The following is a 26106-nucleotide window of genomic DNA, read 5'->3' on the forward strand; positions in this document are numbered from 1 at the left end:
GAAAAAACGACATAAAAACCCTCTTTCTTTTGAGGTGGGCGAGAGCGTTTGCCCATGCATAAAAGCGGTCAGGGCTTATTTTTGCCACATGCGAGTGCAGGTCAAGCGATCTATGTGCCGGAAAATCAAAATGGATTTCTATAGATTAAGATGTAGAGTGAATAAAGAAAGAATTTAGTACGTACTGATGTAAGGGTATCTATAAGAATAAGTAGAGTGAAAATTCCCAATGAATAAAGGGAATTTACGAAATATATGGAATTATAGTAAGGGAATGTTTTTTAGAAAAGAAAGGGGCTATTTCTATGTCATTTGAGAATTATGAATACAAACGTCCAAATATGGATGAAGTGAATGATAAGTTTACAGCGACTTTACAAGAGTTTAAGAATGCTAAAACAATGGAAGAACAAAAAGAAGTAATTGCACAGATTAATGAGATTCGCAATGACTTTAGCACGATGTATAACGTATGTTACATTCGTCATAGTGTCGATACGACGGATGAATTTTATAAAGAAGAACAAGATTTCTTTGATGAATATTCACCAATTGTGAAAGGGTATGTGACAAAGTATTACGAGGCATTAACACAATCGCCATTTCGTAAACAATTAGAAGAATATTATGGTATACAGTTATTTGCACTCGCAGAGGCTGAAATGAAAACATACTCTGATGAAGTAGTAGCAGATTTACAGTTAGAGAACAAGTTGTCTTCTGGGTACACACAGTTATTGGCGGCAGCTAAAATTGTGTTTGAAGGAGAAGAACGAACACTATCACAACTTGTTCCGTTTATGGAGAACAGAGATCGTAATATGCGTAAACAAGCAAGTGAAGCATATTATGGATATTTAGCAGAGCATGAAGAAGAGTTAGATCGTATTTATGATGAACTTGTAAAGGTAAGAACGACAATTGCAAAGAAACTTGGTTTTAATAATTTTGTCGAGCTTGGATATGCAAGAATGTATCGTACGGACTATAATGCAGAGATGGTTGCAAACTTCCGTAAACAAGTACTTGATTATATTGTACCTGTTGCAACTGAACTTAGACAAAAGCAACAGGCTCGTATTGGAGTAGAAAAGCTTGCTTATTATGATGAGAACTTTGAATATCCATCTGGTAATGCAGTGCCAAAAGGTGATGCGGACTGGATTGTAAATCATGGTAAAACAATGTATAAAGAATTGTCAGAAGAGACAAATACATTTTTCAATTTCATGTTAGAAAATAATTTACTAGATCTTGTTGCGAAAAAAGGAAAAGCTGGCGGAGGCTATTGTACATATATTGAAAACTATAAAGCGCCGTTTATTTTCTCAAACTTTAACGGAACATCCGGTGACATTGATGTGTTAACACATGAAGCGGGACATGCTTTCCAAGTGTATGAAAGCCGCCATTATGAAATTCCAGAATATAACTGGCCAACATATGAAGCGTGTGAAATTCATTCTATGAGTATGGAATTTTTCACATGGCCATGGATGAAATTATTTTTTGAGGAAGATGTAGAGAAATATTATTTCTCACATTTAAGTTCAGCGTTGCTATTTTTACCATATGGTGTATCTGTTGATGAATTCCAGCATTTTGTATATGAACATCCAGAAGCATCACCAGCTGAGCGGAAAGAAGCGTGGCGTAATATTGAAAGAAAGTACTTACCACATCGTGATTACGAAGAGAATGATTATTTAGAGCGCGGCGGCTTTTGGCAACGCCAAGCACATATTTATAATTCACCATTTTATTACATTGATTATACGTTAGCACAAATTTGTGCATTCCAATTTTGGAAGCGTTCTAGAGAGAATCGTCAAGAGGCATGGGATGATTACGTTCATCTTTGTCGTCAAGGTGGTAGTAAATCATTCTTACAATTAGTTGATGTAGCAAATTTAACATCACCATTTGCAGATGGGTGTGTGAAAGGTGTTATCGATGAAATTCATACTTGGTTAAACGGAGTAGATGACACAGAATTGTAAAAATATTCACTATTTTTTATAGATTTACAATCGACAAAAATTGGGAAAAATGAGATAATAAAAGAAAATTTAGAATAATTAAGTGAGAGGTGTTTCTGAAATAGAAGCGCCTCTTTTTAACAAAATAAGGGGGGATAAATTATGATGCAATCTTATGCAAATATGAATATGGAAACGTTGTTACGTGGAATGGCATCTACGAGACAAATGATTTTATCAGAAATTGAAATGTTAAGCGATACAGAAATTAATATGAAACCACGCCGTGATAAATGGAGCATTATGCAAGTGTTACATCACCTTCACCTTGTTGAACAATCCGTTACATCTGCTATAGTATATGGACTTCATAAAACTGAAAGAAAAGTTGTTCCGCCAAAAGACCTTCAAGTTACACTCGATCGAACAAGAAAGAGAGAAGCCCCTCAACAAATGCAACCAACAGAAACATTAATGAAAAAAACACAAATGATACAATTGCTGCAAAGTTCAAGAGAAAAGCTGTTACATGTTCTTCATAGTATTGTAAATGAAAAAGAACTATTCGAAAAATCGCTCAAACATCCTGTACTTGATGAGCTTAATTTATATCAATGGGTGCAATTTTTAGATTTACATGAACAGCGTCATCTAACACAATTAAAAGAAGCGAAACATGCAATTTTACAAAGATAAAGTGAAACTTCCATCAGTTGATTAACTAGCTGATGGATTTTTTATCGTTTTTGTACCACTCAGTATATGTATATTCCTCCTTCATATGTTGGAACATATATAAGGACATCTGAAAAGGAGTTGAAATAATGGGAAATAAAAAACGGGAGCAAGAAAGGCAATGGAAAGCGCGAAAAGAACAGCCGCCGCAGCATGGGAAAGTGAAGGCTTTTGCGGAACTTGTAGAGGAAACGAAAAAAACGTGATGCACCTGCATCACGTTTTTTTCGTTAAGGGGAATGTAAGAAGAAAAGTTGTTCCGATGTTCTTCTTGCTAGAGATGTCAATCTTTCCGTTCATTGCTTTTATAATACTAAAGACAACCATCATTCCAAGACCTGTTCCCTTTTCTTTTGTAGAATAGAAAGGTGAACCAAGGCGTTTTACTTGTTCGGCGTCCATACCGATTCCTGTATCTTGAATATGTAATTGGATGTGTTTATTAGCAGGTGTTACAGTAACTGTAAGGTCCCCGCCATTTGGCATTGCTTCAATACAGTTTTTTATAATGTTTAAAAGGCATTGATTGAGCTTTTGTTTTTCTCCCATTATATAAAATGTTTTACTTTGTTTCGTATAATGTATACAAACGTTAGAAAGGTTTGCTAATGGAGTCATGAGCGTAATTGCATGAAGTAATTCTTCTTCCAACTGTAATATTTGGACTTTTTCAATACTTGGTTTTGCAAATGTTAAGTAGTCTGTTAATACATGGTTTGCTTGATCAATACCGCGCATAGCGATGTCTAAATATAACAGTTTTTCTTGTTCTGAATGGCTTTTTGATTGTAGCAATTGAAGAAATCCTCTTGTTGATGTAAGTGGATTTCGAATTTCATGTGAAATAGAAGCAGCCATTTCACCGATGAGTTGAAATTTTTCGGCGTTCACAAGTTCTTTTGCAAAACGGACTTGTGATTGTAAAACGTCCATTAAGTATAAAATTAAGATCGTTCCTATAATTGTGCATAACTCATATATAATAAAATAAGATGTATAGTCCTTTGGGTTTGGAACGATAGATAGAAAATAGGGAATCCAGCCAATACCGTAAATAAGGCTGTAGAAAAAAGCTAAATACATTTTTGTTTTGATTTTCCCTTTTATATATATTTTGTATGTAGTAAAGAGAAAAATGTACAAAATAATAGAGGCAATAAGTGAAGGTATGAAGCCGCTGCCGCCAATAAAAAAACGATAAAGGTTCATAACACCTAAAATGGCACCGCCTGCTATTGGTCCTCCCGATAATGTTCCGACAACGAGCACGATATGTCGGAAGTCAAATTGAAAACCGTAATCAACTTTTGCAGCAAATGACATACAAACAATAGTGATAATGCTGCAGGAGAGAATAAATACAAACGAATTGAGCTTTGGAGAGCGATTTCCCTTTTCACTCCAAAATGAGTGATAAATTAACATTGTAACTAAAATAAATAATATATTTATGAAGAGGTACATAATAAAAAGCTTCAGGTTAAAAACCTCCTTGTACCGAGAAATAAAAGGTTTGATATATAAAATTATCATACTATTAATATGGAAGAAAATGAAATGTTATTTTTTGAAAAAACAGAAAAAATAGACGTTTTTCACACATCTACTCGGTATGTTACAATGTAATGTGAAAGTTAAAGAAGACAATCCATGCCTAGCATGGGAGAGGTTCGCGAACTCCCTCTATAAAAAACTATGAAGAGAACAATATCCTTTTAGGTATTGTTTTGTTTTTTTTAGTATGACAGTTCAAGAACGCTCTTTCTTCTTGGAATCGAGAATAGAGGAGAATGAGTGAAATGAAAAAGGAAAAAGCAGTTGTTGTTTTTAGTGGTGGTCAAGATAGTACAACATGTTTATTTTGGGCGCTAGAACAGTTTGAAGAAGTAGAAACAGTGACGTTTAATTATAATCAACGTCATAAGCTCGAAATCGACTGTGCGGCAGAAATCGCAAAAGAATTAGGTGTAAAGCATACTGTGCTTGATATGAGTTTGTTAAACCAGCTCGCTCCTAATGCGTTAACGCGTACAGATATGGAAATTACCCATGAAGATGGCGAGTTGCCGTCGACATTTGTGGATGGACGTAACTTATTGTTTTTATCGTTTGCAGCTGTGTTAGCGAAACAAGTAGGGGCACGCCATATTGTAACAGGTGTGTGTGAAACAGACTTTAGCGGCTATCCAGATTGCCGTGATGTGTTTGTGAAATCGCTAAATGTTACACTAAATTTATCGATGGATTATCCATTCGTTATTCATACACCACTTATGTGGATTGATAAAGCTGAAACATGGAAATTGGCAGACGAACTTGGAGCATTTGAATTTGTCCGTGAAAAAACGTTAACGTGCTATAACGGAGTGATTGGTGATGGTTGCGGTGAATGTCCAGCGTGTCAGCTTCGCAGTGCAGGACTTGATAAGTATGTACAAGAGCGTGAAGGAGCGAAAGCATAATGACACAAGACTTCTTTGGATTTCGCATTGTTGAAAATTTACAAAAAATAGATCAGGACATTGAGCGTAAGCAACTAAAGTATCATAATAAGCGTGTTATGGTGAGCAAAGAATTTACATTTGATGCTGCCCATCATTTGCACTGTTATGAAGGGAAATGTAAAAACCTTCATGGCCATACGTATAAAGTAATTTTCGGAATTAGTGGTTATGTCAATGAAATTGGTCTAGCGATTGATTTTGGTGATATAAAGGAAATTTGGAAAAATGAAATTGAAATATATTTAGATCATCGTTACTTAAATGAAACACTTCCAGCTATGAATACAACTGCTGAAAATATGGTTGTATGGATTTTTGAGAAAATGGAAGAGGCGTTAACAAAAGGTGCCAGGCAAAATGAATATAAAGGGGCGCGTGTTGAGTTTGTGCGCCTGTTTGAAACACCAACAAGCTATGCAGAAGTAAGACGGGAGTGGATGATGGGTGAGTAACATTCCTGTATTAGAGATTTTTGGGCCGACAATTCAAGGAGAAGGAATGGTTGTTGGGCAAAAAACAATGTTTGTTCGCACAGCAGGTTGTGATTATAGCTGTGCCTGGTGTGATTCTGCATTTACATGGGATGGTTCGGCAAAAGAGCAAATTCGTCAAATGTCGCCAGAAGAGATTTTTTCTGAACTAGTGCAAATTGGTGGAGAAAATTTCTCGCATGTAACGATTTCAGGTGGGAATCCTGCCTTGTTAAAGCATTTAGGGGCATTCATTTCGTTATTACAACAAAAGGGGATTCGTACAGCAGTTGAAACGCAAGGAAGTAAGTGGCAAGATTGGTTACTTGCTATAGACGAAGTAACAATTTCGCCAAAACCACCGAGCTCAACAATGATAACGAATTTTGCTATGTTAGATTCTATTATAGATAAGTTAGATGGAAAAAATATAAGCCTAAAAGTAGTTGTATTTGATGATCAAGATTTTGTATACGCAAAAGAAGTGCATGAACGTTATCCGCACGTTCCGTTTTTCTTGCAAGTTGGCAATGATGATACGAAGACGACGGATGATACTTCATTAATTGAGCGTCTTCTTATGAAATATGAGTGGCTTATTGATAAAGCAGTGCAATGTAAGGAAATGAATGATGCGAAAGTATTACCGCAGCTCCACGCTTTAGTGTGGGGGAATAAACGCGGTGTATAAGTGAAGGGAGAATTTTAGATGACTGGAAGAAAAGATGAAGATTTAAAAGATGTAACATTATTAGGAAATCAAAATACAAAATATTTATTTGAATATAGCCCAGAAATTTTAGAGACGTTTGATAATAATCACCCAAATCGCGATTATTTTGTAAAATTTAATTGTCCAGAGTTTACAAGTTTATGCCCAAAAACAGGACAACCAGATTTTGCGACAATTTATATTAGCTATATTCCGGAACAAAAAATGGTAGAGAGTAAATCTTTAAAATTATATTTATTTAGTTTCCGCAACCATGGAGATTTCCATGAAGATTGTATGAATGTCATTATGAATGACTTAATTAAACTAATGGATCCACGCTATATTGAAGTATGGGGCAAATTTACACCACGCGGCGGTATTTCGATTGATCCATATTGTAACTATGGACGCCCTGGTACAAAATATGAAAAAATGGCTGAATATCGTTTAATGAATCATGATTTATATCCAGAAACAGTAGATAATCGTTAAGAAAAGAGGGGGCTTGCCCCCTCTTTTCTAGTGTTCTATGTATGTCGTGTAAGAATTTTATAGTTTTTATGATTTACAACAGTAAGAGGTTCCATATCTAAATTTCTGAAATTATCCATAATTGTTACATCAACGATAACGGAGTTTTTATTTACTTTTTGAACGCGCCCTTGTAAACCGTTTTTAAATTCAATGATATCTCCAGCTTCTGCGATTTTCATAAGCAACTCTCCCTGTTACATTTTTACGAAAAAGAGAACAAGTTTCGTTTTTTGTATTTTTCTTTATTGTGAACGAAATTTCCCATTTTGTAAATGTTTCCATGATATTTTTTTGAAAAAAATCCTAATTTTTCACAATTAATTTATAGTATCAATCTCGTATTTATTGTAAGGTGAATATAGGAGTGTTATGAAACGGAGACGATTATATGGTATTTGAGATTATAGGAAGCTTTATAGCTATTGTGTTGTTTTTATTTGCATATACGAAATTAAAAATGATTCGTGAACATGAAACATACATATACTATGAGGGAGCTGATAGCATTTCTTCTTATTCTAGTCATGAAGATGGAAGTGCTGGATGATATAAGTGTGTTTCTAAATAAATCGACATAAAAACCCTTACTTTTTTTAGGGGGCGAGAGCATCTGGCTATGCATAGCAACGGTCAGGGCCTTCGGCAAGGTTTAAAGCAGCAGGTAGCGGTCATGTTGTATTGTGCGGAGCCGACTGTTTAGGCCCGTCTAGACAAAGATGGCGAAAAATTAAAATGGATATATATGTAGAAAAATGTTGAACGGAGAGTGAGAAAGATGCAAATTTCTTTCATACGTCATGGAAGCTCTAGTGTTCAAAAGAAAGCGATTACAATGCAGGAATTTCAAGTATGGCAGCAAAGATACGAGCATGAAGGTATTGTGGGAGAAATAGAAATTCCACTTGAAACGATAGAAGTGGTAGAATCCTCTAAATTTATCGTTTCAAGTGATCAAAAAATAGCTGTTCAATCAGGGGCGATGTTGACTAGCAGCGTTATGTTTATACAGAATGCCCTTTTTCGCGAAGCTGCTGTTCCTTCAAGTTTACCTGTTCCGAATTGGATAAAGTGTAAACCAGAAGTATGGCTTTTTTTAGGCCGAGCATTTTGGACGGTTGGTTATTCGAAGGATGTTGAATCTTATATAGAAGTACAAAGAAGAGCGAAACAAGCAGCCGATATGTTAGTTGGGTATGCCAATGTATATCAGCGGATTAGCCTTATTGGGCATAGTTATTTTAATACGATGATAGGGAAAGAGTTACGTACGCGGGGCTGGCGTGGACCACTGCAATTTCATAATGAGCCGTTTGGATGTACAATTTATACTTTCCATGAAGTAATGGAAGGGAATGTATTTGTAACATATACATAAAGTAAGATAAGTATCATACTCCATAATAAAACGGCACAATTATGATTAATTGTGCCGTTTTATTATATTTGTTTAATTAAGTGAGCATATGGTTCGCCCACAAGTGAAAGTGTGTTATCTTGTTTATAACCGAGTTTTTTATAAAGAGAAAACGCAGATTTGTTTTCTAAGTTTACTAGTAATGCAATTTTTTCATGCCCCTTTTTTTGAGCATGTGTTTCAGCTGTAGAAATTAATTTTGAACCGATACCTTGTCCGCCATATTTAGAAGAAACAGATAAAGTATCAATATAATATTCATCTTCTTCTGCTTCTTTTTCTAATATAATAGAAGAATCTTGTTTCACATCTCGTAATCGATTTACGATTTTGTTATCTAGTTTCGTTGCGTCACTTCCGTGGTAGGATACAATAATACCAACAGCCTTTCCATCTCGTTCTGCAACAAAACAATTTTCATAACTGAGTCGGTTTTGCTTTTTCGTAAACCAATATTCTAAACCTTCTAGAACTTCCGTTTCGTTTGTGCCGCCTGTCAATTTTTCAGCAATTTCATGAAGTGCGTTGTACAATAAAGGAGAAATTGCTTTAGCATCTGTTTGTTTTGCTTTCCGAATCATGTTACCCCTCCTAATATCTATTTTATTGTATCATAAGAGGGAGCACGATAAAGTGAAACTTTAATCAGTGGGGGTTTTCTTCATCCCCCACTGATTATCAGCCCTCACCAATCGGGCTTTTACGGGCAGTTTATCTCCCACCTTACTTCTTAAGAAAAGCGGAAGCGGCTCGCTCAGAATCGCAGGACGCCCACGCCCCTGACAGAGAGGCGCTTTTTGCCTCGTCCGAGGGGGCGAAACGGCCGGAGATTCTAGCCGCTAGAGCTGGACAATGCATCCACTGAATTTTGAGGCGGGAGTATTACTGCCCGTTAATGCGGGATAAAAAATGATTTGCTGAAATAGGATCTATTGGATATATTCAAAGGTAGTCGTGAAATAAGAATACGACAGAGAGGTGATTTGTATGGATAAACAACAAGTAAATATAATTTTAGATCAGCTTAAAAATAAAGAAATACAAGAATATATTGTAACAAAAGAAGTGTTTTATACATTTCGCGAAGTTTTAGTAGCGCGAGAAGACTTTAAATATTTTCGAGGTAACGCACAGCATGATGGAAAGATCATTTATACATATATGGAAACACCGCGCTCGTAAGGAAAAGAATTATTAAGAGCCGGATGACGAGAAAGGAGAGAAGTTTATTTGGGAGAGTTTAAACAAGGAATACTTCCGCATTGGGACTGTTTTTGGAAAGATGAGAAAGGAAGAAAATTTGTTGGGATGGTTATGTTTCCGGAGAAGCGCAAGCGAATGAAGGAAATCATGGAGCAATTAAAAAAAGCATACGAACACGAACAAAGTGTGCTTGTAATAGCAAAACTACAAAATTCGATTCAAAAAGTTAAAGGTACGATTGCGTATTTCGATGATGAATCACCTGTTTTTACGATGCAATGTAAAGATGAAATTTTCCATCATATATTTTTGAGCGATATCGTGCGTGTAGAACTTCAAGAATAGGATTACACGAGTGCGGTAGGGAAAAAGCTCTGACCGTTTCTATGTGCGGTCAGACGCTCCTATTTCCCTAAAAAGGGTTCTAGTTTATATATAATATGTAACCGGTTTCGAACAGTTTCTAATAAGGGAACTGTTCGTTTTTTTTTGACAAATGAGAAATAGATTTCGCATTTATGTTTTCTTTTTTGACAATTTGATAAGAGGAACTTTTTTGGAAATGTGGGTAAATCCGTTGACAACTTTTTTGAAATACACTTTATTGACATGTGTTTTAGAATGTTGTTTCATATTCTTTGTATTGTATAAAGAGCGGCCTTTTTTGTCGAAAAAATAAATTTTTAAAAAGAAAGAAATTATACATATATCTTGTGTCCTTTTTTAAAAAGTAATACAATATATAGAGAATTCATCAAGGGCGAACATGACGTGAAAAGATGTAAAAGGAGGGTCGGAGATGTTAGTTGCATATGATTCTATGACAGGAAACGTGAAGCGTTTCATTCACAAATTAAATATGCCGGCCGTTCAAATCAATGAAAATCTCGTATTAGATGAAGAATTTGTCCTTATTACGTATACAACAGGTTTTGGAAATGTGCCGGAACGTGTTTTGAAATTTTTAGAACGTAATCATGAACGTTTAAAAGGAGTATCTGCAAGCGGAAATCGTAATTGGGGAGATATGTTTGGGGCAAGTGCAGACAAGATTTCAACGAGATATGAAGTGCCAATTGTATCAAAATTTGAGTTATCTGGAACAAATAAAGATGTAGAAGTTTTTAAAGAGAGGGTGCTGGAGATTGCGACACATTGAATTGAATAATGAGATCACGCAAATGCAGGACGGGTTCTATCAGCTTCACAAAGATAAAGAGGCACTAGCTGTCTTTATGGAAGAAGCGAAAGAGAATACCGTTCCTTTTGATAGCGTGGCGAATCGCATCGAGTATATGTTAGAGCATGACTACTACTATGATGTGTTAAGCGAATATAAGATGGACGAGGTGGAGGCTGTATACGAAATCGCATACGGCGAAAAGTTTGAGTTTCAATCTTATATGGCAGCTTCTAAGTTTTATAAAGATTACGCGTTAAAAACGAATGATCAAAAACAATATTTAGAAAGCTATCCTGATCGCGTAGCAATCGTATCGTTATACTTAGGACGAGGAAACGCTCAGAAGGCGAAGCAATTCGCAAGTATGATCGTCAAACAAAACTATCAACCAGCGACACCAACCTTTTTAAATGCAGGAAGAAGCAGAAGAGGAGAAATGGTGTCTTGTTTCTTGTTAGAGATGGACGACAGCTTAAACTCGATTGGGTTTAATATTAATACAGCGATGCAGTTAAGTAAGATTGGTGGAGGCGTAGCGCTCAACTTGAGTAAACTACGAGCACGCGGTGAACAAATTAAAGGTATCGAGAACGCAGCAAGTGGTGTTGTACCAGTTATGAAATTGCTTGAAGATTCGTTTTCGTATGCGAATCAGTTGGGTTAACTTATGGCTCAACTATAAAACCGGGTCAATTGCTGGAACGCCTGAGTATATCGAGGTAGGATACTACGGAGAAATTACGTAGCGCCCCCTAAAAATCCAAGATTGCAGGAAATCAGCAGCCGAGCTCCTAAGTCTGTTAGATAAGGAGAAGGTTCAACGACCAAGTAGCTATGTAGGCGACTATATAGCTCGAACCTGGCTTCTCAAACAAACCAAATTCAAATGGTATATATAATAAAAATATGATGAATGGCTAAACAAAGAATTTGGTGAGAAGAAGATATGGTCTGAACTCTATAGCGATATAGAGAGGGTAGCAGAAATGACTATTCCCCATACGTTTTAAATGTATGGAGTAACAACATGCAAAGAAAAGGTGCCGGAGCTGTATATTTAAATATTTTCCATTGGGACATTATTGAGTTCCTCGATACAAAAAAAATAAATGCCGACGAGAAGAGCCGTATTCAGTCTCTTTCCATCGGAATTATCGTACCAAGCAAGTTCTTTGAGCTTGCTGAGAAAAACGAACCATTCCATGTTTTCGCGCCTTATACAGTGTATAAAGAGTACGGAAAACATTTAGATGATATCGACATTGATGAAATGTATGATGAACTGATGAGCAATCCAAATATCAGAAAGAAGCAGCTTGATATTAGTACACGCGATATGCTCATTAAAATTGCGATGATTCAGCTTGAGTCTGGTTATCCATATTTAATGTTTAAATCAAATGCGAATAAGCAACATCCGTTAAAGGATATTGGAACTGTGAAGATGTCGAACCTCTGTACAGAAATTTTTCAACTACAGGAAACATCTGAAATCAATGACTACGGTACAGATGACATGATCCGTCGTGATATTAACTGTAACTTAGGATCATTAAATATCGTGAACGTAATGGAGAATAAAGAAATTCGTGAAGCAGTTCATGCAGGTATGGAAGCTTTAACGGCTGTTTCTGATATGACAATTATTCCGAACGCACCGACTGTGAAAAAAGCAAATGAGGAACTACATTCTGTTGGTCTTGGAGCGATGAACTTACACGGCTATTTAGCGAAAAATAAAATCGCTTATGAAAGTGCAGAAGCGAAAGAATTTGCTCGTACATTCTTTATGATGTTGAATTACTACTCTATTGAAAAAAGTATGGAAATTGCAAAAGAGAAAGGTGAAACCTTTAAGGACTTTGAAAAGTCAGATTATGCAAATGGCACATACTTTGAGAAGTATGAAACAACGGATTATAGTCCGACAACTGAGAAAGTTCAGCAGTTATTTGAAGGAATTCATGTTCCGACAAAAGAAGATTGGACAAGTTTAAAAGAACAGGTGCGAAAGCATGGTTTATATAACGCATACAGATTAGCAATTGCACCTACACAATCAATCAGTTACGTGCAGAATGCTACTTCATCAGTGATGCCGATCGTAAGCCAAATCGAATCAAGAACGTACGCAAATGCGACAACATATTATCCAATGCCGTATTTATCAAAAGATACGTTCTGGTATTATAAATCTTCTTACGATATGAATCAGTTTAAGCTCATCGATTTAATTACAGAAATTCAAGAACATATTGACCAAGGGATTAGTACAATCCTGTATGTAAATAGTGATATTTCTACTCGTGAATTAGCACGTTACTATATTTATGCTCATAAAAAAGGATTAAAGAGCTTGTACTACACAAGAACACGTAAATTAAGTGTGGAAGAGTGTGTAGCCTGCACAGTATAATGTATTTTTTTAGTAGAAGAGCATACAATTGATATTTATCATATAAAACAGCATGAGCAGGGTCAGAAAAACCCTGCTCATGCTTAGTTATGTAATTTACGTTCTAACGTGCGGTTAAATTTTCATTTTGAAATGGAAGTTTAACCGCACGTTAGATGCAACAATATAATAAAGGGGCGATTCAATGCGCGCGGTAAACTGGAACAAGAAAGAAGACGATTTTAGTTTAATGTTTTGGAAGCAAAACATCGCTCAGTTTTGGACAGAAGAGGAGATCGCAGTTTCTTCTGACAAAAATACGTGGGTGCAGTTATCGAAGGAAGAACAAATTGCTTATAAGCGTGTACTAGGGGGATTAACACTTCTAGATACGAAGCAAGGCGGCGAAGGAATGCCGCTGATTCTTGTGCACCTTGAGAACTTACAAGCAAAGAGTGTGCTTGCGTTCATGGGAGCTATGGAAGAAGTGCATGCGAAAAGTTACAGTCATATTTTCACAACACTTGCAACTGAAGAAGAAATTGATGAAATTTTTGAATGGGTAGATACACATCCGTTACTTGAGAAAAAATCAAGTATCATTACAAATTACTACCGTCGTTTATTAAAGCCTCAAGTAACGAAAAAAGAGCTATATATGGCAATGGTAGCAAGTGTATTTTTAGAAAGCTACTTGTTCTATAGTGGATTCTTCTATCCACTGTATTTAGCAGGGCAAGGAAAATTAACGGCGAGTGGAGAAATTATTAATTTAATAATCCGGGACGAGTCCATCCACGGCGTATTCGTCGGTATTTTAGCACAGCAAGTTTTTGCAGAGCTTTCTGCCGAAGAACAACAAGAAGTACAAAAAGAAACGAAGGATCTGTTATTAGAGCTGTATGACAATGAAACAGCGTATACAGAGGAAATTTATACATCAATTGGCCTTGTGGAAGAAGTAAATCGTTTTATTCGTTACAATGCGAATAAAGGGCTAATGAACTTAGGATTAGAACCACACTTTGAAGAAGAAGAAATTAACCCAATCGTATTAAATGGTTTACGTACAGATACGAAAAACCATGATTTCTTCTCTGTAAAAGGGAATGGTTATGTAAAAGCAACAAATGTTGAAAAATTATCAGATGATGATTTCGTATTTAGCTTTTAAATAGATAGGATTAAAAAAGCTGTCTTTCATATGTGAAGGCAGCTTTTTTTGATATGTATAGTTTACAAAATGTTATTATTATGTGATGAATTTGTTGTTTTTCGACTGATTAAAGTTTCACTTCATGTGTATATAGTGGTATGAGAGATTGAATAAGTTATGTCAAAATGAATAAAAAACCAACAAAAATGTAAAGAAAATAAACTCACCTGGTGTATCTTTGAAGCGCAAAAATGGGCTTATCCTTTTAATTTTTTAACCCAAAAAATTTTGGCTTAAAAATTGCATGAATATTTTAAAAATAAAAAGGGAGGCTGGAGTGCGGTATGTAATATGCGCGATTTATTGAAAGCGTTTTCAGTTTAATTATCAAACGTTACATGGGAATTAGATAGAGAAAGTAGGAGGAATGATAGGTGGGGAAAGTAGTTGGTTTAAAACGTTCATTGGGACTTTGGTCAATTGTCATGCTAGGTGTCGGGTATATGACGCCGATGGTGGGATTCGATACATTTGGAATTGTCTCTGAAAAAACAGGTGGTCATGTTCCTGGAGCTTATCTTATTGCATTAGCAGGAATGTTATTTACAGCTGCAAGCTACGGCAAAATGGTAAAGGTTTTTCCTACTGCGGGATCTGCTTATACGTATACACAGAAGACAATTAGTACAAGGCTTGGATTCCTTGTTGGATGGTCAGCGTTATTGGATTATTTGTTTTTACCAATGGTGAACGCACTACTAACGAGGATTTATATGTCTGCACTTTTTCCGAGTGTTCCTTCTTGGATATGGGTCGTTGGATTTGTCCTACTAATTACACTTATAAATATTATTAGTGTAAATGTCACTGCTAATTTCAACACATTTTTAGTCGTGTTTCAAATATTAGTAATGGCTGTGTTTGTAATTCTTGTTGTAAAAGGATTGCTAGCAGGAGAAGGAACTGGAAAAGTTTTTTCCATTCGGCCGTTTTTTCAATCAGATATACAAATATCATCGTTCGTTGCAGGGGCCACAATTCTTTGCTTTTCATTTTTAGGTTTCGATGCAGTAACTACATTTTCGGAGGAAACACCAAATGCGAAGAAGACAATTCCTCGGGCTATTTTTCTTACCGCTTTAATTGGCGGCATTTTATTTATTAGTACTACGTATTTCACACAATCCTTTTTTCCAGATGCATCCGTATTTAAAGATCAAGAATCAGCGGCACCAGAAATCGCGCTATACGTTGGTGGAAAACTATTTCAAACTTTCTTTTTAGTAGGAACATTTATGGGAACAATGGCATCAGGTTTAGCTTCTCATACAAGTGTGTCGCGATTATTATACGTAATGGGGCGGGATAATGTAATCCCGCAGAAGATATTTGGATACATTCATCCTCGCTGGCGAACTCCCGTATATAACATTATTATTGTGGGAATAATTTCACTTTCCGCTATATTTATCGATTTAGAAACAGCAGCATCTCTTATTAATTTCGGAGCGCTTATTGCATTTACTTTTGTTAATTTATCTGTCATTGCTTACTATGTTATCAAGCAAAAAAGATATAAAACAGCAAAAGACTTTTTTAATTTCTTAGTTCTACCTATTTTCGGAGCAGGTACAGTAGCTGTGTTATGGTTTAACCTCAATATTCATTCGCTAATTCTTGGACTTAGCTGGGCTGCTGTTGGAATTGGTTACTTGTTGTATATTACGAACATGTTCCGATCAGCTCCACCGCAAATGCATTTTGAAGAAGTGCAGGAAATATAAAATAACAAAAAACATCGGAATTTTTCCGATGTTTTTTATGTTGGGGAAATGAAATTTATGCAAGCTTGCATAAGGTATTCAACAATTCATAAAGAAAGAGAGGGAATTTGTAAATCAGTATCAGAGAGAAGGCTGAATAAACGTTATATTTTTTATTTGGCACGATTATTGCTTTATAAAACTAGTAAAAATATATAGAAGATGTAGAAGATTTCCGAAGTTTTTTCCATATGATTCTTCAGTTACAAATGTTAGCAGAACAATATGAATAGAATAAAAGAAGGGAATGATTCATTTTGTATTATGAAATCGTTACGAGTCCATGTTATGGAACGGTTGAAAAAGTGTCAATTAATAGGGAATCACGAATTTATGAATGGGAACCACTGTTTGCTATTAAAAATATGAATGGTCAGATGGAAGTGATTAAAATGGGATGTAGTGGAGAAGTACAGTCTTTAGAAGTAGAAGCGGGAGATAAGGTAATTCCAGGGATGGTATTAGCTTATATTCAAGAGGATATTTTAAATAGTGGCAGTGATTAATGAGAGAGTAAAAAGGAAGATGGTAGCATTCATCTTCCTTTTTCTATTCAATTAAAGGAAAACATATATTGTCAGATTAATTAAAAAAATCTGTTTTTAGTGATACAATACATATTAAGTATCCCGAAGGAGGAGAAGCGGAATGTTTTCCATTGCTCATAAAAAAATTAGACAGATTGTTTCTCTACCTATTGATCAACCTGAAAAGGAATGGAATATAGATGTTAAAAATATAAAAGAGCCTTTTCTGTTCTTAAAAAGGGAAGATCAATTATTTGCATACGTCCATGTGGAGGAACTGCTATCAAAAAATGAGGAATTAACTGCCCAGGCATTACTTGCAAATGCTGTTTCACTAAATACAATTTGTCACCTTAGCAAAAATATTTCCTTAACAGCTCTCTTTCAAATTATTGGGGCACCTATTGCTATTGTGAAAAATGAAATAGGAGAGTTAAAAGGGTACATAAGAAGAGAGGATGTTTTTGCAGAATTATTTAGGCAGGAAAATAAAAGTGTAGATATACTAAAAATTATTTTAATGTCTATTCCAATGGGGATTTTTATAGTCGACCGGGAAAAGAAAATTGTAAATTGTAATGAATCTGGTTTAAAGATGATTAAATCTACTGCTGAAAAAGTGTTGAATGTCCCAGCAGAACAGATTTTTAATGGTGAACATATTAACAATGTATATGCAACGAGAAAAACGATTTTAAATCAGTTACAAATAACGAATGAGATGGGAGTATTAGTTGATTATAGTCCAATCCCTAGCTTTGATCAAAGTATTGAAGGAATGATTATTATTGTACAAGATTTGCCAATGGTTGAGGATATGGCCATGGAAATTGAATATATAAAGGATTTAAATAAAGATTTACATGCAATCTTATCTAGTATTTATGATGAAATATTAGTAGTCAATCATAAAGGGGAATTAATTCGTTATAGTGAAACCATTATTAATGATTTTTGGGGAGGAGATCTCAAGAATCTTTTAGGAAAAAATCTATTAGATTTAGAGCGGAAAGGATTATTTAGTCCATCTGTTACTCGCTTAGTACTAGAGAAAAAGAAAAAGGTGTCGATTGTACAAGAAACGAAAAGTGGTAGGAAAATATTAGCGGTTGGAAACCCTGTGTTTAATGAACAAGGAGAACTGCACCGCATTATTATTGCATCAAGGGATATTACCGAGGCAACGAGATTAAAAATGGAATTGCATGAGATGAAAAAGATATCTGAACAATATAAAAAGGAATTGGACAACTTTAAAAATAAAGATCGTTTTCTTAAGAAACTTATTTATTGCAGTCCGAAAATGGAACAAATTATTAATCAAGCTAAAAAAATAGCTGATTTTTCTTCTAATGTGCTTATTTCTGGAGAATCGGGTGTTGGAAAAGAAGTGATTGCTCAAGCGATTCATCAACTAGGAAATCGATATTCAAAGCCGTTTTTAAAACTAAATTGCGGTGCAATTCCAGAATCATTATTGGAAAGTGAACTGTTCGGATATACGAAAGGTGCTTTTACCGGTGCGGATAAAAACGGAAAAGAAGGATATTTTAAGCGAGCGGATCAAGGAATTTTATTTTTGGATGAGATTGGCGAAATGCCATTACATTTGCAGGTGAAATTACTTAGAGTGTTACAAGAGCAAGAAGTAATTCCAATCGGAAGCACAGTTCCTACGAAAATAAACGTTCAAATTATTGCGGCTACAAATAAAAGTCTCGAAAAAATGGTGGAAGCTGGTACGTTCCGTGAAGATTTATTTTATCGTTTAAATGTAATTCCACTACAAGTTCCTCCGTTAAGGGAGAGAATGGAAGATGTTCCAGTACTCGCATTTCACTTCTTACAACAATTAAATGAAAAATATAATAAAAACTACCATTTAACCCCTGATGCACTAAATTTATTAGAATTTTATTCATGGCCGGGAAATGTACGAGAATTACAAAATATGATTGAGCGTTTAGTAGTATCAGCAGATGAGCCAGTTATTGATGCTGAATTTGTTGGTAAATTTTTAACACCTGGTTATGACTTTAAAAAATCTAAGCCAGTTATTACAAGGGTCTTGCCATTACAAGAAGCATTACATTCTGTAGAAGAGCAATTAATCTTACTTGCGATGAAGCAGTATAAAACGACGACGAAGGCCGCAAAGGCTCTTGGTATTAGCCAATCTTCGGTAAGTCGTAAATTTCAAAAAATCATGAATGAAAAGGGAGGAGCAGTTGATACAATTTCATATTTCTAAAAGAGAAAGGGGAAGTCTAATGGGACGACTCCTTTCTCTTTATTATTTTTGTTGTAATTATTCAAAATGTAATAACCTATGCAAAAATGCATAGGTTCATGCGTTTTATTTAAAGAAATGTATGATTACTTGGTATTTTAAATGTTGGCACAATTATTGCTTATATAATATATGAACGATCGACAAAGGGGGATTAAATAGTGCTAGATTTAAAAATGTATATAAACGGTGAGTGGAAAGAGTCTAGTAATCAAGAAAAACGACCTATTATTAACCCTGCGAATGGCAAGGTTATCGCATATGCGCCTGAAGGAACGATCCTGGATGTGAAATCCGCGATAGAAGCGGCAAGAGCGACTTTTGAGAGCGGAATTTGGCCAGAAACATCCGCAGCTGAAAGAGCATCTTATTTATTTAAAATAGCAGATGAAATTGATAAAAATAAGGAAGAACTTACACGTCTTGAAACAATGGATAATGGAAAAACACATCGCGAGGCAGAAGGTGATATTGGGGATGCGGCAGCTTGCTTCCGTTATTATGCTGGGCTTATTACAAAGCCAGATGGCCAAACATATCATGTAGCTGATCCAATGCAAGCTATGGTAGTCAGAGAGCCGGTTGGTGTTTGTGGTTTAATTGTTCCTTGGAATTATCCGTTACTAATGAGTGTTTGGAAAATTGCACCTGCTTTAGCAGCTGGAAATACAATTGTATTTAAACCTTCTGAAGTGACACCAGTCACTGCAACAAAATTATTTGAAATCCTTGAGAAAGTAAATATGCCAAAAGGCGTTGCAAATATGGTAATGGGAGCTGGACCAACAGTAGGAAACGAGATTGCAGCAAGTGATAAAGTTGACATGATTTCCTTTACGGGTGGAACGAAAACAGGAAAGCACATTATGAGAACAGCGGCGGATAATATGAAAAAGATTTCGCTAGAACTTGGCGGGAAGTCTCCAAATATTATTTTTGCAGATGCAGATTTTGAAACCGCTGTTGATTATGCGCTGTTTGGTATTTATGCAGGTACTGGACAAGTGTGTTCAGCGGGATCGAGAATTCTTGTAGAGGAAAGTATATATGATAAATTCGTTACTCATTTCGTAGAACGAGCAAAGCAAATTAATGTTGGACCTGGTGATAACCTAGAATCAGAGATGGGACCACTTGTAAGTCAAGAGCATATGGAAAAAGTATTACGCTATATTGAGATTGGGAAAGACGAAGGAGCAGAAATTGCTTGCGGAGGAAAGCGTATACTTGCGGATGGAAAAGGTGATGGTTTCTTTATTGAACCAACGGTCTTTGTCAATGTAAAACCTGAAATGCGTATTGTGCAGGAAGAAATTTTTGGTCCTGTTGTAGTAATCCAAAAGTTTAAAGGTGAACAGGAAGCGATTGAGCTAGCAAACGGTACAGATTACGGTTTAGCTGGAGGGGTGTTTACTGTTGATGGGGCAAAAGCGATGCGCGTAATCCGCAAGCTTCGCGCTGGGATTACATGGATTAATAGTTATCATCCAACATACAACGAGGCGCCTTGGGGCGGATATAAGCAAAGTGGGATCGGTCGTAGTTTAGGAACGTTTGGTTTAGAAGAATTTCAAGAAATTAAGCAGATTAATATAAATCTAGAAGTAGAACCAATTGGTTGGTTTGCAAATAAAAAGACTATAGGAGTGAAATAAATGGTGACGAATATAGAAAGTAAATCAAATGAGCAGGATGTAAACAATTCAAATGTAAATGATTATATTATGAAAGTACTGCAGTTAATTGAAAAAGAAAAGGTCTCTGAAGAAGAGGCGAACTGGATCCAAAAAGAAACAGTAGATGGATTTAGAGAGCATGTTAATCCTGGTTTTCTTGCCTACAGAAAAACAGTAACAAAAGATGGACAATTTGCAGCAGTAGAATGGTCTGATGAAGGATCTTGTTTTATGGATATCAATGGAAAAAAATATATTGATTGTTTAGGTGGATTTGGGATTTATAATGTTGGACACCGTAATCCGAAAGTGGTGAAAGCTGTAACAGATCAATTAAAGCGTCAAGCATTGCATAGTCAGGATCTACTAGATCCACTTCGTGCGATTCTTGCAAAGATTTTAGCAGATATTACACCTGGTGATTTGAAATATGCTTTCTTTACAAATAGTGGGACAGAAAGTGTGGAGGCGGCATTAAAATTAGCAAAAATGTATAGTGAACGAACAACTTTCATTTCAACAACACGTGCCTTTCACGGTAAGAGTCTTGGATCTTTATCTGGAACAGCAAAAGGAATGTTCCGTAAACCATTCTTACCATTAATTCCAGGTTTCCGTCACGTTCCATTTGGCGATATCGAGATGATGAGAAAAACATTTGAAACTTGTGTATTAGTAGGTGAAGATGTTGCAGCTGTTATTCTAGAACCAATTCAAGGGGAAGGCGGTATTATTTTACCTCCAGAAAATTATTTAAAAGAAGTAAGAGAACTCTGTGATGAATTTGGATCATTGCTTATTTTTGATGAGGTACAAACTGGGATGGGACGTACAGGGAGAATGTTTGCGGCAGAACTGTATGATGTAGTGCCGGATATTATCTGTCTTGCGAAGGCATTTGGCGGAGGCGTAATGCCAGCAGGTGCAATTGTTGCCAAAGAACAAGTATTTAAAAGTTGGTTTGATAACCCATTCATGCATACAACAACGTTTGGTGGAAATCCACTTGCATGTGCTGCTGCAATTGCAACAATTCATGTTTTATTGGAAGAGAACTTACCAGCACGAGCTGCAGAAGTTGGGGAGTATTTCTTAAACGGATTGAAAAAAGCAGCGGAAGGACATGAAGACAAAGTATTTGAAATTCGTGGTCAAGGTTTAATGATTGGTATTGAGTTCCATAAAGATGAAATTGGATATGAAGTATCGAAAGCAATGTTTGATCAAGGCATCCTTGTTGCAGGAACGCTAATTAATTCAAAAACAATTCGTATTGAACCGTCTCTTACAATTAGTTATGAAGAAGTAGATACGGTAATCAATACTTTCAAATCAGTGTTAGCACAAGTAAAAGTACAATAAAGTGAAACTTTAATCAGTGGGGGTTTTCTTCATCCCCCACTGATTATTAGCCCTCACCAATCGGGCTTTTACGGGCAGTTTATCTCCCACCTAACTTCTTAAGAAAAGCGGAAACGGCCGGAGATTCTAGCCGCTAGAGCTGGACAATGCTTTCGTCGAATCTTGAGGTGGGAGTATTACTGCCCACGAATAGCGGGATAAAGTGTAAAAACAAACCAGTAAAACTATATTCATTCTAATGGGTTTTACTGGTGAGTACTACATATGAAATGAATCCAAATGTGCGAAATGGTTTATATACAGATACAAAAAACATGATTTTGTATGTAACTTTTAATAAGGTGAGTGCTCTATATGTATAGGGCACTCTTTTTTTTGAGGAATAAGTTTACATAACATTGTTATTATATAGATTTTTATTGAGAATATGCTGTGAATTTCAGTTATATTAAAAAAATAATATAGCAGGTTAATATTTACATTTTTAATGTCATAGTGTACTATTTGATTAGTACACTATGACATTAGGAGGAAGAAATGAAAATTGAATTTTCTCCCAACATCCCGATTTACATTCAAGTGATGGAATACATAAAAAAAGAAATCGCAACAGGTCATTTATCACCTGGTAGTAAAATCCCCTCTGTCCGTGAATTAGCCGGTGAGCTACAAGTGAATCCAAATACAATTCAACGTACATTTCAAGAGTTAGAACGCGAGGGTATCGTTGTGACGCGTAGAGGAATGGGAAGATATGTAGCAACTGAAGGAGAGAAAATTATGGATATGCGAAAAGATATGGCGAAAGAGTTGCTTCATGTCTTTATAAATGGAATGAACAACTTAGGGTTTTCAGAAGAGGAAATGTTGTCCATTCTTCATTCTTCATTAGAAGAGAAAAAGGGGGAGAACAGATGCGAGAATTAGTGGAAATAGAGAATTTGTGGAAACGTTACGATTTAAAAGCTGTTATTAGAGATGTAAATATCAAAATAACAGAAGGAAAAATTATTGGACTTGTTGGGGATAATGGCAGCGGAAAAACGACGTTGCTGAAAATGATTGTCGGTTTACAGCATCCTTCTCAAGGAGATATTTTCATTGCTAATAAGAAAGTAAATCGAGAAACGAAAAAAATCGTCTCATTCATGTCCGACCGTCCTATATTTGAAGAGTGGATGACTGTAAAAGATTCTTTGTTTTTCTATCGTGATTTTTTCGAAGATTTCGATATTCAAAAAGCTGTGGATACAATCGCGAAATTGAAAATTCCATTAGAAGAAAAAATTAATGCTTTATCAAAAGGAATGGTAGAAAAACTACAACTTATTTTAACGTTTTCACGGCATGCAAAACTGTATGTATTAGATGAACCGCTTGGCGGAATCGATCTTGTCTCACGGGAGCATGTATTAGAGTTAATTCTTCAATTTTACCGTGAAGATAGTACCATTTTAATTTCTACTCATTTAATCGGTGAAATTGAAAACTTATTTGATGAAGTCATCTTTTTAAAGGACGGAGAAATTGTGTTACATGAAAATGTAGAAGATCTTCGTTTTCAAAGAGGAAAAGCAATACACGAGTTGTTCAAGGAGGTTTTTGGACAATGAATCCACTTCTTCATTATTTATATAACTGTAATAAAAAGAAAATATGGATTATTTATCTAGGGTTTATTACAATCTCGCTTATTCTTTTATTCAATTTTATGGGTTCTGCTAAGCACATGACTCCAATGAAACAAAATGTAATATTGGTTTTGTTTATATTATTATTTACTATAACGGTATTTTCAATTGGATTAATAGCAGTCTCATCATTTCGGAGAATGTTAAAAAATTCTATGATTCGATATACAGCTATTCCTGCTAAAAAATATATATATGCTAACCTATTATTTTTTACGATAATGGTTGTTTTATTGTCATTAATAGCTTTAGGATTTGTTCATTTTTTTTCATTAGATATTTACGGGAAAAACACAAATGGAGAGATTCAACGAGCGATGCAATACTTTTATAAATTTGGGTTGCTTCATCATTTCTTTTCTATCTTTTTATGGGTTATAGATATAACGGGTTTTTTAGTTTCTATATACCTCATAATTGCAATTATAAAACTTTTTGATGTGAACTCGTTATTAAGTAAAGTATTATTTATATTTTTCTTTTTGCTTCTAGGTGTAATTCAATTTTTTATAACTACGCTCTTGGAAAAAATGGACAAATATATATTCTCTACTCAACATATTGGATTTATAGATAAAAATGGTTTTTTCGAAACATCATTTTATATAAATGAAGGGGCAAGTATTTCGTATATATGCTTTGTTTTGTTATCGACTTTCCTTTTCATATTCATAGCGTCTTATATCATCGACAAAAAATTAGAGGTTTAAAGGAGGAATAGGCATTGGGAAATGTAGTGGTGAAATTAGAAAATGTTCATAAAAAAATAGGAAGTGCTGAAATTATTCGTGGTCTTTCGTTTGAAGTACAGGAAGGGGAAGTGTACGGCTTTCTTGGACCAAATGGAAGTGGGAAGACGACGACAATTCGTATGATGACAGGGCTGATTTCAATAACAGAAGGCGATATTACTATTTGTGGTCACAGTATACGTACTGAACGGGAGAAAGCGTTAGAGTATATTGGTGCGATTGTAGAGAATCCTGAACTATATGATTATATGACAGGAATGCAAAACTTAAAGCATTTTGCGAATATGGCTGTTACACCAATTGGTAAAGAACGGATTGCTGAAATTATAAAGCTAGTTGAGCTAGAACATGCGATACATAAAAAGGTAAAAACATATTCTCTTGGTATGAAACAACGTTTAGGGATTGCACAAGCACTACTGCATAACCCGAAAATTTTAATTTTAGATGAACCGACAAATGGTTTAGATCCGGCGGGAATTCGTGAAATTCGCGATTACTTACAGCGTTTAGCAAAGGAAGAAAACATTGCAGTCATTGTATCAAGTCACTTATTAAGTGAAATTGAGCTGATGTGTGATCGTGTCGTTATTATTAAGAATGGACAATTTGTACAAGAGTATAGTTTACGTGAACAGGTAAAAGGCGATGAACAAATCGTAGTAGCGTTTGAAGTAGATCAAGTAGAGGAAGCGAATGAACTGATTAAAGGAACTATACAAGAAAACAAAATTATTGTATCTGTCATGAAAGAGGATATTCCGCAACTTGTGAAAAAATTAGTGCATGCTGATGTTCTTGTGTACGGTGTAACAGTTCAAAATAAATCATTAGAAGATGAGTTCTTAGCAGTTACAGGGGGAGGGAAAGCGTAATGATAAAATTAATTCAAAATGAATTTTTAAAGTTACATGCGAAAAAGAGTATGTATATTTTATTAGTTGTGTTAGCAGTATTAGAAATTGCAGGAGCAGTTATTATTAAAAAATGGGCTCCGCCTGAAATCAAAATTGAAGGATTCATTATGTATGCAGAGCAAAATATCGGCATGATTGCTACGTTTGCAACAATCTTTGGAATAACGCTTGCATCCCGCACAATTACAGATGAATTTCAAAAAGGGACAATTAAACAATTGTTAATTCGTCCGAGAAAGCGAGTTACGATCTTATTTTCAAAGTATATTACAGTTCTCTTAGCGATATTATTCGTATGTATTGCTTCTTTACTTACAGCAATGTTAATTGGCCTCATTGCATTTGGGGGGGACATTGGGACGGTAACCTTTGCAATTTTGGTAAAACGTTTTGCCTATAATATTTTACCGATCTTCTTTTATCCAACAGTTGCATTCTTATTAGCAAATATTTTTAGAAAATCAGTTTTACCATTAGTTATTACACTGTTTTTCTTCTTCCTAGAGGGAATGTTAAAAATACTAATCGTCCAATTTGCCCAAGGTATAGCAAAGTATATTGTAATGTTTCACTTGAATTTAAATATGTATGATAGTAATGTGTTGCTCAGTCAAGGGGCAAAGCCGATATTTACAGAGTTTAGCTTTACAACTTCTTTGTTATTTGTGTTAGCTCATTTTGTTGTTTTACTCGTTGCTTCGAGTGCATTGTTCCAAAAACGTGATGTGCTATAAAAATAAATCCTCGCTTTAAGCGGGGATTTATTTTAGAGAGTTGTAG

The 26106-nt window shown here is 35.3% G+C and carries 26 protein-coding genes, 2 pseudogenes and 1 riboswitch; of the genes and pseudogenes, 25 read left to right on the plus strand and 3 right to left on the minus strand.

The window, feature by feature from the left end:
* Positions 1 to 305 precede the first annotated feature (305 nt).
* From BM211_RS03120 to BM211_RS26920, 3 genes are all read left to right on the plus strand, one after another.
* Positions 306 to 2000, plus strand: coding sequence for a M3 family oligoendopeptidase (locus BM211_RS03120; protein ID WP_090995080.1), 1695 nt, complete (start codon positions 306 to 308; stop codon positions 1998 to 2000).
* 141 nt (positions 2001 to 2141) lie between these two features.
* On the plus strand, positions 2142 to 2675 hold the full coding sequence (locus BM211_RS03125; protein WP_035435436.1) for a DinB family protein: 534 nt from the start codon (positions 2142 to 2144) through the stop codon (positions 2673 to 2675).
* A 128-nt stretch (positions 2676 to 2803) separates the two neighbouring features.
* A complete protein-coding gene (locus BM211_RS26920) occupies positions 2804 to 2920 on the plus strand; it encodes a DUF6254 family protein (protein WP_035435434.1) in 117 nt (38 codons plus the stop codon).
* 10 nt (positions 2921 to 2930) lie between these two features.
* On the opposite strand, the gene BM211_RS03135 is transcribed toward BM211_RS26920, so the two are convergent.
* Entirely contained in the window at positions 2931 to 4139 is a 1209-nt protein-coding gene (locus BM211_RS03135; RefSeq protein ID WP_035435646.1) for an ATP-binding protein, read from the minus strand.
* 234 nt (positions 4140 to 4373) lie between these two features.
* Positions 4374 to 4417: riboswitch (PreQ1 riboswitch) on the plus strand.
* A 96-nt stretch (positions 4418 to 4513) separates the two neighbouring features.
* Between BM211_RS03135 and queC the strand changes: the two genes are divergently transcribed.
* From queC to queF, 4 genes are read left to right on the plus strand one after another with little or no spacing between them, the layout of a single operon-like run.
* Positions 4514 to 5176 (plus strand): 7-cyano-7-deazaguanine synthase QueC, encoded by a 663-nt coding sequence (gene queC, locus BM211_RS03140; protein WP_035435431.1) that lies wholly within the window; start codon positions 4514 to 4516, stop codon positions 5174 to 5176.
* Positions 5176 to 5670 (plus strand): 6-carboxytetrahydropterin synthase QueD, encoded by a 495-nt coding sequence (gene queD / locus BM211_RS03145; protein WP_035435428.1) that lies wholly within the window; start codon positions 5176 to 5178, stop codon positions 5668 to 5670. Before queC ends, queD begins: the two co-directional genes overlap by 1 nt.
* Complete coding sequence (gene queE, locus BM211_RS03150; RefSeq protein WP_035435426.1) at positions 5663 to 6379, plus strand: 7-carboxy-7-deazaguanine synthase QueE; 717 nt, start codon at positions 5663 to 5665, stop codon at positions 6377 to 6379. Before queD ends, queE begins: the two co-directional genes overlap by 8 nt.
* Positions 6380 to 6397: 18 nt before the next feature.
* The gene (gene queF, locus BM211_RS03155; RefSeq protein WP_035435424.1) at positions 6398 to 6895 is read left to right on the plus strand and encodes a preQ(1) synthase; all 498 of its coding nucleotides are present in this window, start codon (positions 6398 to 6400) and stop codon (positions 6893 to 6895) included.
* Between the two features lie 35 nt (positions 6896 to 6930).
* On the opposite strand, the gene BM211_RS03160 is transcribed toward queF, so the two are convergent.
* On the minus strand, positions 6931 to 7116 hold the full coding sequence (locus tag BM211_RS03160; RefSeq protein ID WP_035435422.1) for a YkvS family protein: 186 nt from the start codon (positions 7114 to 7116) through the stop codon (positions 6931 to 6933).
* Between the two features lie 209 nt (positions 7117 to 7325).
* On the opposite strand from BM211_RS03160, the gene BM211_RS26325 reads away from it, so the two are divergent.
* A complete protein-coding gene (locus BM211_RS26325; protein ID WP_035435420.1) occupies positions 7326 to 7484 on the plus strand; it encodes a hypothetical protein in 159 nt (52 codons plus the stop codon).
* 228 nt (positions 7485 to 7712) lie between these two features.
* A complete protein-coding gene (locus tag BM211_RS03170; protein ID WP_035435418.1) occupies positions 7713 to 8312 on the plus strand; it encodes a hypothetical protein in 600 nt (199 codons plus the stop codon).
* Between the two features lie 62 nt (positions 8313 to 8374).
* Here BM211_RS03170 and BM211_RS03175 read toward each other — a convergent pair whose 3' ends face one another.
* A complete protein-coding gene (locus BM211_RS03175) occupies positions 8375 to 8932 on the minus strand; it encodes a GNAT family N-acetyltransferase (protein WP_035435416.1) in 558 nt (185 codons plus the stop codon).
* 406 nt (positions 8933 to 9338) lie between these two features.
* Between BM211_RS03175 and BM211_RS03180 the strand changes: the two genes are divergently transcribed.
* The 16 genes and pseudogenes from BM211_RS03180 to BM211_RS03255 all read left to right on the plus strand — a co-directional run bounded on the left by BM211_RS03180 (position 9339) and on the right by BM211_RS03255 (position 26060).
* Entirely contained in the window at positions 9339 to 9533 is a 195-nt protein-coding gene (locus BM211_RS03180) for a hypothetical protein (RefSeq protein ID WP_035435414.1), read from the plus strand.
* A gap of 48 nt (positions 9534 to 9581) precedes the next feature.
* The gene (locus BM211_RS03185) at positions 9582 to 9899 is read left to right on the plus strand and encodes a hypothetical protein (RefSeq protein ID WP_035435412.1); all 318 of its coding nucleotides are present in this window, start codon (positions 9582 to 9584) and stop codon (positions 9897 to 9899) included.
* Positions 9900 to 10353: 454 nt separating this feature from the next.
* Complete coding sequence (gene nrdI, locus BM211_RS03190) at positions 10354 to 10713, plus strand: class Ib ribonucleoside-diphosphate reductase assembly flavoprotein NrdI (RefSeq protein WP_035435410.1); 360 nt, start codon at positions 10354 to 10356, stop codon at positions 10711 to 10713.
* Positions 10700 to 11398: pseudogene (locus BM211_RS03195) on the plus strand (ribonucleotide reductase N-terminal alpha domain-containing protein); the annotation flags it as partial. The gene nrdI and the pseudogene BM211_RS03195, both read left to right, overlap by 14 nt.
* Before the next feature lie 369 nt (positions 11399 to 11767).
* Positions 11768 to 13153: pseudogene (locus BM211_RS03200) on the plus strand (ribonucleoside-diphosphate reductase subunit alpha); the annotation flags it as partial.
* Positions 13154 to 13337: 184 nt separating this feature from the next.
* Entirely contained in the window at positions 13338 to 14306 is a 969-nt protein-coding gene (gene nrdF, locus BM211_RS03205; protein WP_035435408.1) for a class 1b ribonucleoside-diphosphate reductase subunit beta, read from the plus strand.
* 416 nt (positions 14307 to 14722) lie between these two features.
* Positions 14723 to 16072, plus strand: a complete 1350-nt coding sequence (locus tag BM211_RS03210; RefSeq protein ID WP_035435406.1) for an APC family permease — start codon at positions 14723 to 14725, stop codon at positions 16070 to 16072.
* A 296-nt stretch (positions 16073 to 16368) separates the two neighbouring features.
* Positions 16369 to 16617, plus strand: coding sequence for a biotin/lipoyl attachment domain-containing protein (locus tag BM211_RS03215; protein ID WP_035435404.1), 249 nt, complete (start codon positions 16369 to 16371; stop codon positions 16615 to 16617).
* Between the two features lie 142 nt (positions 16618 to 16759).
* Positions 16760 to 18889, plus strand: coding sequence for a sigma 54-interacting transcriptional regulator (locus BM211_RS03220; protein ID WP_035435402.1), 2130 nt, complete (start codon positions 16760 to 16762; stop codon positions 18887 to 18889).
* 200 nt (positions 18890 to 19089) lie between these two features.
* The gene (locus BM211_RS03225) at positions 19090 to 20583 is read left to right on the plus strand and encodes an aldehyde dehydrogenase family protein (RefSeq protein WP_035435399.1); all 1494 of its coding nucleotides are present in this window, start codon (positions 19090 to 19092) and stop codon (positions 20581 to 20583) included.
* Positions 20584 to 21966, plus strand: a complete 1383-nt coding sequence (locus tag BM211_RS03230; RefSeq protein ID WP_035435396.1) for a putrescine aminotransferase — start codon at positions 20584 to 20586, stop codon at positions 21964 to 21966.
* 537 nt (positions 21967 to 22503) lie between these two features.
* Positions 22504 to 22893 (plus strand): GntR family transcriptional regulator, encoded by a 390-nt coding sequence (locus tag BM211_RS03235; RefSeq protein ID WP_035435393.1) that lies wholly within the window; start codon positions 22504 to 22506, stop codon positions 22891 to 22893.
* Positions 22881 to 23579, plus strand: a complete 699-nt coding sequence (locus BM211_RS03240) for an ABC transporter ATP-binding protein (RefSeq protein ID WP_035435390.1) — start codon at positions 22881 to 22883, stop codon at positions 23577 to 23579. Before BM211_RS03235 ends, BM211_RS03240 begins: the two co-directional genes overlap by 13 nt.
* A complete protein-coding gene (locus BM211_RS03245; RefSeq protein WP_035435387.1) occupies positions 23576 to 24367 on the plus strand; it encodes a hypothetical protein in 792 nt (263 codons plus the stop codon). The genes BM211_RS03240 and BM211_RS03245 overlap by 4 nt, the downstream gene beginning before the upstream one ends.
* 14 nt (positions 24368 to 24381) lie before the next feature.
* Positions 24382 to 25284: an ABC transporter ATP-binding protein gene (locus BM211_RS03250; protein WP_035435383.1), complete on the plus strand. Its 903-nt coding sequence runs from the start codon at positions 24382 to 24384 to the stop codon at positions 25282 to 25284.
* Entirely contained in the window at positions 25284 to 26060 is a 777-nt protein-coding gene (locus BM211_RS03255) for an ABC transporter permease (RefSeq protein ID WP_035435380.1), read from the plus strand. Before BM211_RS03250 ends, BM211_RS03255 begins: the two co-directional genes overlap by 1 nt.
* Positions 26061 to 26106: the final 46 nt, after the last annotated feature.

The sequence above is a fragment of the Bacillus sp. 491mf genome (assembly GCF_900112415.1).
Classification (GTDB): domain Bacteria; phylum Bacillota; class Bacilli; order Bacillales; family Bacillaceae_G; genus Bacillus_A.